At 28.8% G+C, this 11,515-nt stretch carries 8 protein-coding genes and 2 pseudogenes; 1 reads left to right on the top strand and 9 read right to left on the bottom strand.

Annotated elements, in window-relative coordinates; all coding sequences use genetic code 11:
* Positions 1–2,639, bottom strand: a 2,639-nt coding sequence (locus OYV_RS00410) for a valine--tRNA ligase (RefSeq protein ID WP_042067623.1), incomplete at its 3' end; no start/stop codon positions are given.
* A 196-nt stretch (positions 2,640–2,835) separates the two neighbouring features.
* Positions 2,836–3,426 (bottom strand): ribosome biogenesis GTP-binding protein YihA/YsxC, encoded by a 591-nt coding sequence (gene yihA, locus OYV_RS00405; protein WP_042067621.1) that lies wholly within the window; start codon positions 3,424–3,426, stop codon positions 2,836–2,838.
* A 255-nt stretch (positions 3,427–3,681) separates the two neighbouring features.
* Between yihA and holA the strand changes: the two are divergent.
* Positions 3,682–4,652 (top strand): annotated as a pseudogene (gene holA, locus OYV_RS00400) (DNA polymerase III subunit delta).
* Between the two features lie 38 nt (positions 4,653–4,690).
* Here holA and OYV_RS00395 read toward each other — a convergent pair.
* The 7 genes and pseudogenes from OYV_RS00395 to rpsF all read right to left on the bottom strand — a co-directional run bounded on the left by OYV_RS00395 (position 4,691) and on the right by rpsF (position 11,475).
* Positions 4,691–5,248 (bottom strand): L-threonylcarbamoyladenylate synthase, encoded by a 558-nt coding sequence (locus OYV_RS00395; protein ID WP_081931903.1) that lies wholly within the window; start codon positions 5,246–5,248, stop codon positions 4,691–4,693.
* Positions 5,249–5,341: 93 nt separating this feature from the next.
* Positions 5,342–6,396 (bottom strand): annotated as a pseudogene (prfA, locus tag OYV_RS00390) (peptide chain release factor 1).
* 71 nt (positions 6,397–6,467) lie between these two features.
* Positions 6,468–7,811: a replicative DNA helicase gene (gene dnaB, locus OYV_RS00380; RefSeq protein ID WP_042067615.1), complete on the bottom strand. Its 1,344-nt coding sequence runs from the start codon at positions 7,809–7,811 to the stop codon at positions 6,468–6,470.
* Entirely contained in the window at positions 7,808–10,381 is a 2,574-nt protein-coding gene (rplI, locus tag OYV_RS00375) for a 50S ribosomal protein L9 (protein WP_236620233.1), read from the bottom strand. Before rplI ends, dnaB begins: the two co-directional genes overlap by 4 nt.
* Before the next feature lie 70 nt (positions 10,382–10,451).
* Positions 10,452–10,691 (bottom strand): 30S ribosomal protein S18, encoded by a 240-nt coding sequence (gene rpsR, locus OYV_RS00370; RefSeq protein WP_011160386.1) that lies wholly within the window; start codon positions 10,689–10,691, stop codon positions 10,452–10,454.
* A 137-nt stretch (positions 10,692–10,828) separates the two neighbouring features.
* Positions 10,829–11,173: a single-stranded DNA-binding protein gene (locus tag OYV_RS00365; protein ID WP_042067611.1), complete on the bottom strand. Its 345-nt coding sequence runs from the start codon at positions 11,171–11,173 to the stop codon at positions 10,829–10,831.
* Between the two features lie 14 nt (positions 11,174–11,187).
* Positions 11,188–11,475, bottom strand: coding sequence for a 30S ribosomal protein S6 (gene rpsF, locus OYV_RS00360; protein ID WP_034172155.1), 288 nt, complete (start codon positions 11,473–11,475; stop codon positions 11,188–11,190).
* Positions 11,476–11,515 lie beyond the last annotated feature (40 nt).

The raw sequence follows: 11,515 nt of genomic DNA, 5'->3' as shown, positions 1-11,515 counted from the left end.
TTGGGATTTAGTGGATTAGAATTGTTTTTACTTTCTAACAATTTTTGATATTGCTTACAATAACTTTCATATTTCTTTTTTTCAATTTCAATTTTGGCACTTGCGGCTTTTTGCAAGAAAGATGGATTATTTAAAATGGTTTCACTTCTTTTAATTTCTTTAAGAAGGTTATTTTTTTGTTGTAAAAAATTACTTTCAAATTTGGTTTCATTAAGTTCGTTTAGGGTTTTGCGGTCAATATAAAGACTTAAATTTTTTTCAATTAACCAAATAGTTTTTTTTGAACTGGTAACTTTTTTAGTAATTTTAATTTGTAAAGTTTTGAAAAATTTTTCTAAAGTTTGTTGCAAATTTACGAAATCTTGGAGGATAGTTGAAAATTGAGATGCAACTTCTAATTCTAAATTTAATTTACAATTGATATTGGATTCTTGTCTTAAATGACGTGTTTTAATAATTAAGTTTTTAAGATTTTCAAAATCAGCTAAGGCATCTAAATTACAATAAGAAGTTTTTTGCAAAATGGTTTGAGTAATGTTCGTTTTATTGTCAAAATTTTCATAAAGAGCATCAGTTACAAAAGGAATAAAAGGATGTAAGAGTTGCAAAATGTGTTTCATCATATAAACTAAAAATTTTTGACTGTTGTGCAAGTTTGTTAAATTGGATTTATTCTGATCTAAATCATGTTTGGCAAATTCTAAATGCCAATTAGCAAAATCTTCCCAAACAAAGTGATATAAAATTTTTCCAATTTCTTTTAATTCATATTTTTGATATAAAGTTGTTACTTTTTGAGTTGTTAAATGCAATTGTGTTAAAAGGGCTTTTTGTGGCAAAGTCAAAAGATTGATATCAAAATCAGTGTCTAAGGTGCTGGTATTTAATTTTACAAAACGACTAATATTCCACAATTTATTAATAAAATTCCAAGATGAAGCAACTTTAGTCTCATCATAGAATAAATCAAACCCAGGAGCAGCATTAGTAGTTAAAAACCATCTAAGAGCATCGGTACCATATTTAGCAACAACTTCCAAAGGATCAACACCATTACCTTTTGATTTAGACATTTTTTGTCCTTTGTTATCTCTTACTAAACCATGTAATAAAACATCTTTAAAAGGATCTTTGTGGGTTAATAAAATACTTTGAAAAACCATTTTTGATACCCAAAAAGTTAAAATGTCATAGCCTGTTACTAAAACATCAGTAGGAAAACGATTTTGAAATAAAGGGGCATTGCAATTAGGCCATCCCAAAGTGCTAAAAGGCCACAAAGCAGAAGAAAACCAAGTATCCAAAACATCACAATCAAGGCTCCATTCTGGACCAGGACTTTCTATTTGAACTTTAATTTCTTGTCCTTTATGCCAAGCAGGAATTTGATGACCCCACCATAATTGACGCGAAATACACCAGTCTTCGATATTTTGCAGCCAATTATTAAAAATATTTTCAAAACGAAGCGGAAAAAAATTGATTTTGTTCGTTTTTAAAGCAATTTGGGCGATGGCTTTGGTTTTTAAAAACCATTGTAAAGAAAGACGCGGTTCGATGATGGCATCCGAAATACTTGAATATCCTACTTTATGAAGGTGATTTTCGGTTTTTGTAAAAAATCTTTTTTGTTTAAGAGTTTGCACTAACTTTTGACGACAAACAAAGCGGTCTAATCCTTGATATTGCAAGGCTAAGTCGTTCATAGTGCCATCTTCGTTCATGCATAATAAAGCTTTTAATTGATGTCTTTTAGCTACTTCAAAATCATTAATATCGTGTCCAGGTGTCACTTTTACAACTCCTGTACCAAAATTAATATCTACGTAATTATCACTAATAACAGGAATTTGGATGTTAGTATCAGGAATAAAAACTTTTTTGCCAATAAAAGATTGATATCTAGGGTCGTTAGGATTTACCATTAAAGCTTGATCGGCAAACATGGTTTCGGGGCGAGTGGTTGCAATTTCTAAAAAAGAAGGAACCAAAGAAGCGTCAGACAAATTGGAATTAGTTGGAAAATCAACCAAAAAATATTTAATATAATATAATTTTCCTTCAGTTTCATGGTAATTTACTTCTACATTAGAAAGGGCCGTTTTAGTTTCGGGGTCCCAATTAATAATTTTATAATCTCTGTAAATTAATTTTTGTTGGTATAATTTGACAAAAACTTCTTGAACTGTTTGGCTCAAATCAGGATCAAGGGTAAATTTTTCAAAATTATAATCTAGATGCAGCCCTAAAACTTGCCATTGTTGCCTAATATTTTGGGCATGTTTTTCTTTCCACTGCCACGCATATTTTAAAAAAGTTTCTTTACTTAAAGTTTTGGTCAAAAGCCCTTCTTGTTTTAATTGTTCTTTAACTTTATTTTGAGTGGCAATTCCTGCATGATCCATCCCAGGCAAAAAGAGCACATCAAAGCCTTGCATTTTTTTAAATCTTATAATAATATCTTGAATGGTATTATTCCAAGCGTGTCCCAAATGCAGTTTTCCTGTTACATTGGGAGGCGGAATTACAATAGTAAAAGTTTTTTTGTTGGCGTTTGGATTGGCACAAAAATATTTTTTTTCTAACCATTGTTGGTATCTTTGATGTTCTACTTTTTTAAAATCATATTTAGTTTGCATAAAAGCTAGTTTCTTTCTATTTTCTTTTTTTAGGGTTGAAGTTTTTGGGTTTTAAAAGTTTTTTGGGGGTTAGGTTTGGGTTTTTGAAAATGTTTAAATGGATTGGAGGAAATAAAAAAAATTACAAATTTTTTTGCAAAGTGAAAAAGTTGGAAAAACTAAAAATAAAAGAGCCAAAAAATAAGGGACTCCTTTTTTAATCATTGGCATTTGGATCCATTAATTGACTTAAAAACAGTTTTAATTCTTCCAGCCCTTCTTGTTGTTTTGAAGAAATCAAAAAAAAATATTTAATCTGGGGAAAGTGATTAACAAGCATTTTTAATTGTTTGGTCACAAGATTTTTTTTAACTTTATCCTTTTTAACAAATAACAAGACGACCTCAAAACCCGCTTGCAAAAGAGCTTGATGGATTCTATCGTCTTCTTGGGTAGCACCCACTTTAAAATCAATTAGCTGAAAGACTGCTTTGAGATGAGAAGTTTGTTCCAAAAAAGAAATAATCATCGGCAATAACTGCTTTTGAATTTCTTTACTTTTTTTAGCATAACCGTATCCAGGAGTATCGATCAAATAAAAAGATTCGTTAATTTCATAGTAGTTTAGGGTGATGGTTTTGCCAGGCGTTTGAGAAATTTTAGCTAATTGTTTTCTTTGAGTTAAAGAATTGATGAAAGTGCTTTTGCCAACGTTGCTTCTGCCCATTAAAACAATTTCGGGTTGTTTTTTCAAAGGAATATCTTTAAAATGGACAATACTACGCACAAAAGTGGCTTTTTTAATCATTTTGGTTTTTCCTTTTCTTTGCTTTTGTCTATAATTGTTTGCGATTGGTGATTTTGGGAAATTTTTGAAGGTGGTTTACAAATATTATTATAGCAAATTATTATTTTTGTTGCTTTATATTTTGTGATATCGTTTTATAATAATATTTTTTTGATAAAATAACAATAGTGATAATGATGTTGAATTGATCTTTTGCAAAACATTTAAAAAACAAACAATTAATTAATAATAAAAGGGCAAAATGAGGTTTTTAATTTGGAACAAACAAATAACATACATTTAATTTGGGGAAAACAAAGGTTTTTTCTAGAAAAAAAAATAAAAAAAATAATTAATATTTGCAAACAAAAAAAATTAGATGTAGTTTATTATTGTATGCAAAAAGATCTTGTAACAGAGCTGCAAAAAGAACTACAAACCACTTCTTTGATTGAAAGCGCATGGAAAAAAGTAGTTTTGGTGGATCACAGTGAAATTTTATTTCAAAAAAAACCTCAAGAAATGGCTTTTTTAATTTCTTATTTACAAAATCCTTACAACAATTTAGATTTATATTTTTTTGCAGAAAAAACAACTAAAGCATCTGAAGTTCAAAAAATTTGGGAAAAATATTGTCTTTGCAAAACGACAAACAGTTTGGAGAAAAAAGATTTTTTTAAATATATCATGGAAATTTTTCAAAAAGATGGTTTTCAAATTGATACCAAAGCTATCCAAGAATTAATGAGCAAAACCAACTATAATCTTTATTTATTGCATCAAGAAATAACAAAAATCAAATTATTTCAATCAAATGATAAAAATATAACTTGGCAATTGGTGCAAAAAATCAATGCTTTTAAAGAAAATGACAATATTTTTGGATTAATTAATCTTTTTTTAAAACAAAATTATATTGATGCTTATCAAATGTATCAAACCTTAAAAACGCAAAAAATCAATGCTTTTCATGTTATAAACCAATTAACTCATAAAATTAAAGAATTGTTATTGGTAAAAGAAATGTTGCAACAAAAAAAAAACCAGAAGAAGTGCAAAAAGTTTTGGCAGTTTCACAAGGCAAAGTATTTTTTTTAATGAAAGAAGCAAAATTGATTGAAACGCAAAAATTAAATACACTGTTTTTAGATTTAATAGAATTAGAATATCAAATTAAAATGGGTTCTGTAAATAAAGATATCGGTTTTGAAATGTTTTTATTGGGTAAGCAAAAGGTTTTTTTGTAATTTGAAAACTAAGCACATAACTTACAATTTTTTGATGGTCACAAAGGTTTTAAGATTTGTAAAATTTCTTCTTGAGTAATTGTTCCTTGCCTTAAAATAACTGGTTGAAAAGTGGTTAGATCAACAATAGTTGAAGATATTTTTAAAATCGGGTGATAGTTTTGATAAATTAAGGCGACTTTATTGTGATAAATATTAAAAATAGTTTGGTAATCATTTAGTGGAGGATGATTGCTTTGATTAACAGAAGTGGTCTTTAAAGGACCATTTTTTTTTAAAATTTCCAAAGCTAAAGGATGATTGGGGATTCTTACTCCTAAAGTTTTTGCCTTTGTTTTAGAAAAATATTTCAAAGTGGTAGGCAGAATTAAAGTTAAAGGGCCTGGCCAAAAATGCAGAGCTAATTTAAGGCTTTGAGGACTAAATTGGACCAATTTTTTTGCTTGTTGTAAAGATGCACACAAAACAACAATACTTTTATTTAAAGGTCTTTTTTTAATTTGATAAATGCAATTGAGTCCTTTTTTATCATATAATTTAGCGCCCATACCATAAACTGTATCGGTTGGAAAAATAATAATATCTTTTGGTTTCACAATAATTCCTTTATTTATCTTTATTTATCTTAAACTGGTTTTTTTTAATTGAATTGTTTTGATTTTGGTTTTTTAAAAGAAATTGCATCAAAACTAACTTTGGGCAAGTTGTTCTTTTTGGGCTTCATGAATCAAAGGTTCAATAACTAAATCGAGTTTACCTTCCATAATAATATCTAATTTTTGTAAAGTAAGTCCAATTCTGTGATCTGTTATACGATTTTGGGGGTAATTGTATGTTCTTATTTTTTCGCTTCTTTCACCAGTTCCTACTAAATTTTTTCTGTGTTTGTTTTCTTCTTCTTGTTTAGCGGTTAACATTTGATTATAAATGCGTGTTTTTAAAAGGGTAAATGCTTTATCTTTGTTTTCGTGCTGGCTTTTTCCTTCTTGACAAGCAACACTAATTCCCGAAGGTACATGAGTAAGTCTAACAGCTGATTTAGTAGTGTTTACTGATTGTCCACCAGGTCCGCTAGAATTAAAAGTGTCGGTGCGAATGTCATGCCAATCAATTTTTAATTCTAATTCTTCTGCTTCGGGAACTACCAAAACAACAGCAGTAGAAGTGTGAATTCGCCCTTGGGCTTCGGTAGCAGGAACACGTTGGACGCGATGCACACCTGATTCATACTTTAAAAAAGAATAAATATTTTGTCCAGAAATTAAAAGTTCTACGGAAGAAAGACCGCCTTTAATGCTGGGATTTAGATTTAGGATTTCGACTTTCCATTTTTTGCTTTCGGCGTATTTAACATAGGTTCGTAATAAATCAGCTGCAAAAAGATTCGCTTCGTTGCCACCAGCTGCACCTTTAATTTCTAAGACAACATTTTTTTTATCAAAAGGATCTTGGGGTAAGAGCAAAATTTTTAATTGATCTAAGGTAGTTTTTTTTTTGACAAAATAGTATCTTTTTCTTGGTGTGCTAAAAGCAATAATTCTTGATCTTGTTGGGTTTCTAAAATGGCCTGTATTTGAGTAAATTCGGTTTCTAAATTTAAGTATCGGTTAAAAAGTTCTACTGTGGGTTCTAATTTTGATAAATTTTTTAAAATGTCAATTTTTTGGTTTATGTTTTGTTCGTTTAACAAAAGTTTTTGTAAATCTTGATATTTTTGTTTTATTATTTTTAATCTGTCAAGCATATTTACCTCTTTGTTTTTTTAAAAAAGAATGGGGGGTTAAAAAAATATTTTAATCAATCAAAATGCTTTTTTTATTCATTTATATTAGGTTCGATTTCTGAAAAAAACATATGATCAAAATCAAGTATAAATTCTCTAATACCAATTGATCCTTGACGATTTTTGGCAATAATAACTTGGGTGTGTCCAGAAGAATCGGGTTTTTTGTCCTTTTCATAATAACCTTCTCGGTACAAAAACATTACAATATCGGCGTCTTGTTCAATTGAACCTGAATCTCTGAGGTCAGCCAAAATGGGACGTTTGTCTTCTCTTTTTTCTACATCCCTTGATAATTGTGAAAGGGCAATAACAGGAATTTTTAATTCACGTGCCATTTGTTTTAAACTTTGAGAAATTTCTGCTACTTCTTCTTGACGGTTGTGTTTATTAGTTTTGCGGATAAGTTGCAAATAATCTATCATTACAATATCAAGTTTGTTTTGACTTTTAAGTTTGCGACATTTAGCTTTAATATCTAAAATATTTACTGTAGCTGAATCATCAAAATAAATATTTAGATCATCCATTTTTTCCATTGATATTTCTAACAAAAATTTTTCTTCTCTGTTTGTGTTACCCAATTGAATTTTTTTGTGCTGTATTTTTGATTGAGCGCTTAACATGCGCATAGCTAATTGTTCATTTGACATTTCTAAACTAAAAATAGCAATATGAGGGGATTGAGAATTGTGTTTGGGATTTGCAATTCTGAGAGCTAAATTAAGCATAAAAGTACTTTTTCCCATGGAAGGACGAGCAGCTAAAATAATAAATTCTTCGGGCTTAAATCCTAAAGTAATATTGTTGAGATTATCATATCCAGTGGAAAGACCTACTAAATCTTTATGGCGTTTGGCAAGAATATTTTTTTCTTTAGTGTCTTTTAACAAAATTTTTAATTTTAATAATTCACTGGTTTTTTTGTTTTTAGTTAAATTAAAGATTTTTTCTTCTGAAAAATCCAAATATTCTTGGACATCAATGTTTTCGTATCCTTTTTGTGCTAATGAAGTGACAGTTTCGATAATTTCTCTTTTTAAAGCAGTTTCCTTAATTAAATCAATATAGGTTTCTATATGTTGAGTAGAAGGCATCAAATCAGATAATTCATTTAAATAATCGATATTTCCTATTTGTTGTAATAATTTTTCATTGTCTAAAATAGCACTTACTGAAGAATAATCAATTTGTTTGTTAGTTTCATGCAAAGTTTTCATTGCTCTAAAAATATGTTGGTGATGAGAGTTGTAAAAGTCAGTTTCCGCAATCATATCTAAGGTAAAAGCTATTTTTTCAGGGTTTAAAAGTAAAGCTCCTAACAAAGCACGTTCTGCTTCAGGACTTGAAGGAGTATTTTTAGAATAATTGGTCATTTGCTTTTTCTTTCAGTCACATTAAGGAAAAAAGTAGCCTTAATTTGATCAGTTAGAAAAACATCAACAGGATAAATACCAATAGCAATGATTTCGCCTTCTAAAGATATTTTTTTGCGGTCAAGAGTAATATTATGAACTTTTAAAAATTCTTCAGAAATTTGTTTGAGAGTAATTTTTCCATAAATTTTTCCTTTAGGTCCTAATTGAATATCTAGAGTAATTTTTTTGTCATCAATTTCTTGTTTTAATTTATGCATTAAAAGTTCGTGATTACGTTTTTGTTCTTGTTCTAACATTTGGGATTGTTTAATTGCAGCTAAATTGGTTTTGTCTGCTAAAAGAGCTTTTTTATTTTGAATTAAAAAATTGCCATAACCATTATTAACTTTAATAATTTCGTGTTTTTTTCCTTTATTAGGAATGTCAGTTAACAAAATAATTTCCATATTCTTTTCACCTTTTTCATATTCTAATTTTAAAAAATGTTTTAAAGTGTCTGTAACTGTTTTGATATTAGTTCCTTCTAATTGAGTAGCAGCGCTATTGAGATGTCCTCCACCTTGCATTTGTTCCATGATAGTTTGAACGTTAATTTCATTGTAAGAACGAGCACTAATTGCTATTTTATTATCTGCTATTTGAGCTATCATAAAGGCAGCATCAACGTTGCGAATGTTTAGAACACTTTCTGCCACTTGAGCTAAAAAAGAACGATTTTCATAAATTTCAGAACTTTGAATAATAGCAAATCTATCCATAAAAATTTCCATTTCAGAAATCAGTTTATTAATTTCTAAAACTTTATCAAAGTCTTTACGTAACCAACTTTTAACCTCAATTGCATCAGCGCCTAAATCTTTTAATTTGGAAGCTACTTCAAAAGTTCTAGAACTTGTACGATAAATAAAAGCGTTAGTATCGATTAAAATACCTGCATACATAATGCTTGCTTCAAAAGCAGTAATGTGGACTTCTTTTTCCAAAAATCCCATAACTTCAACAAGCAATTCAACAGTTGAAGAAGCAGATGATTCGACGTAAGAAAAAATAGAAGGAATAATTTCTTCTGTAGCGCGGTGGTGATCAACAACTACAATATTGGACGTTAGTGACAAAAGTTCGGGACTATTTACCATATCTTTAGTTTGAGTATCCAAAACTGCAATTAAGGAATTGTCTTTAATCATTTTGGAAGCTTGTTGGGTTGTAATAATATTTAGAGATGTTTTTGCCTCAGTTTTAATTAATTGATGATAAACAGGAATGAGGCTTTTGTCTAATTTTTCTTCATCAAGGATAATATAATTGTTGCTTTCAGAATGGATAGTGGTTGCAATTTTGTAAAAAGCAATGACAGAACCCAAAGCATCAAGGTCGGTGTGAGTGTGCCCCATGATAAAACAATGGGGATGTTTTTTCAAAATATCGACCAAATTTTGGGCATTAATACGGGCATGAACTTTGGATTGTTTACTTAAAGAAGCAATTTTGGCACCAAAATATTTAATTTTTTCATTTTCAATATTAACAACTACTTGATCGCCACCCCTTTTTTGGGCTAATTCAATTGCATTTTGACTGTAGGTAGCCAGTTTTTCATATGACAAATTCCAACAAGCAATTCCCATAGAAAGAGTAACTTTTAATTGATATTTGTAAGAAATGTTGCGGATGGTATCCAAAATACTAAATTTATTTTCTAACATTTTATCTAAGTTTTGGCGGTTAAGAAGAAGTAAAAAACGGTCGTCTATCAATTGTTTTAAATAACCTTCATAAGGTTCAATGTAATCAGATAAAGCACTTAAATATTCACCTTGTATTTGTGATTGTTCTGAAAGATCATACCGAATTAAGGATTCTGCTAAATTATCAAAAGCAATCATCGCAAGAGCTAAGGTTTTTTGTAAAAATAAATGTTTGATTTGTTCTTTTTCGTTAGCATCAAACAAGTAAAAAACACTTAAATCTTTTTTATAAAAACATTCAAATTTTTGGTTTTCCAAAGTGATAATAGTTTTGGGGATTGCATCAGAAGTGCTTATTAGTTGTGCCATATTTTCATTAATTTGAGCTAAGGGCGAATTGATTTCAGGATTTTTCAAAATAAAACTGGCGTAAGGATTGAGCCACTGAATTTCTTGACTAGAAATATCAATTAAAACAATACCAATAGGAAGTTCGTTAAGCACTTCTTCTCCAATTTGACTTACGTGAAAAGATAATTTAGACCATAAAGAAAGTTTGTTTTTTAATTTTTTAATTTGGGCGTTTTTTTTAATGTGAAGCAAAAAACTGATAACAAAGGATGCTAAAATGATTTTTCCAAAAAAGTTAAAAATGAAAAAAATGATTTTACGACGCATACCACTCATTTCGCTGGCAGTATTTTGGCTTGGGTTTTGATTGTTGGTTAATTGATTAATTGTTTCGATAATTTCTTGGATATTTTGGAAATCCAAACAAAAAAGAATTAAAATCAAAACAACAATTACACAAGCAATTACAATAAATTTTGTGTTATATTTATTTTTAGAAAACATAATTTTTTTTGCCCTCATTTGCATTTAAATAATTAGATAAATTTGGTTTTTAATATTTGCAATTAATAAAAAAAACAGGATGCAACACCTGTTTTTATTGTTGGATAAAAGGAATTAAAGCCATATGGCGAGCTCTTTTAATAGCAATTGCCAATTGACGTTGCCATTTAGCAGAAGTATTTGTTACTCTTCTAGAAAGAATTCTTCCACGGTCAGTAATAAATCTTTGTAAAAGCTCTATGTCTTTAAAATCAATTTTAGTTACTTTGTTTTCAGTAAAAAAACAAACTTTGCGACGTTTTTTAAAAGTATTTTTTTTATTGTTGAATTTCATTTGTAGCTCCTTTTGAAATTGAAAATATTTATTGTTTTTTGGTTTGGTTCGCTTGTATTTAATGTTTTTGTTTTAAGATTTGATTGTGATATTTGTTTATTATTTTATATCAGTTAATTTAAGAATTGTTTTTAATTTTAGAAATTGTCATAAGCATTATCAGGATTTTTTTTAGATTCTAAGAATTGGACATTGTTACAAACAACACTAGTTTGCCAATTAGTTACACCGTCTTTTTCCCAAGTTTCTACTCTAATATTTCCTTCAACACCTATTAAAGCACCTTTAGAAACATATTTTTCTAAATTTTCAGCTTGTTTACCAAAAACAGTACAATTGATAAAATCAGTTTTTTTTTCGCTAGAAGCACTTACAATTCTATTAACTGCCAAAGTAAATTTAACAACATAAGTACCACTATTAGTATTTTTTAGTTCTGGGTCTTTGGTAATGCGACCTACTAAAATAACTTTATTAATCATATGAATTAAACTCCTTATTCTTTATCTTTGATAAAGATAAATCTAATAATTTCTTCAGTAATTTTAACAATACGATTAAATTCTAAAACAGCATCATTATCTGCTTTTACCATTAACCAATTGTAATATCCTTTTTTATGATTATCAATAAGATAAGCTAGGTCTTTTAATCCTATTTCGTTTTGTTCCAAAATTTGATTTGGGGCTTGTAAAAAAACATTTTGCAAAGTGTCATTAATTTTTTTAACGTCTTTGCTGTCTAAATTGGGGCGTAAAATATACATTATTTCGTATTTTTTCATTTTTTCTCCTTATGGCCTACGCGGTCTTTATCTCTAAATT

It is taken from the genome of 'Chrysanthemum coronarium' phytoplasma, from assembly GCF_000744065.1.
Taxonomy (GTDB): Bacteria; Bacillota_I; Bacilli_A; order Acholeplasmatales; family Acholeplasmataceae; genus Phytoplasma; species Phytoplasma asteris.
This window is presented reverse-complemented; position numbering and strand designations above follow the sequence as displayed.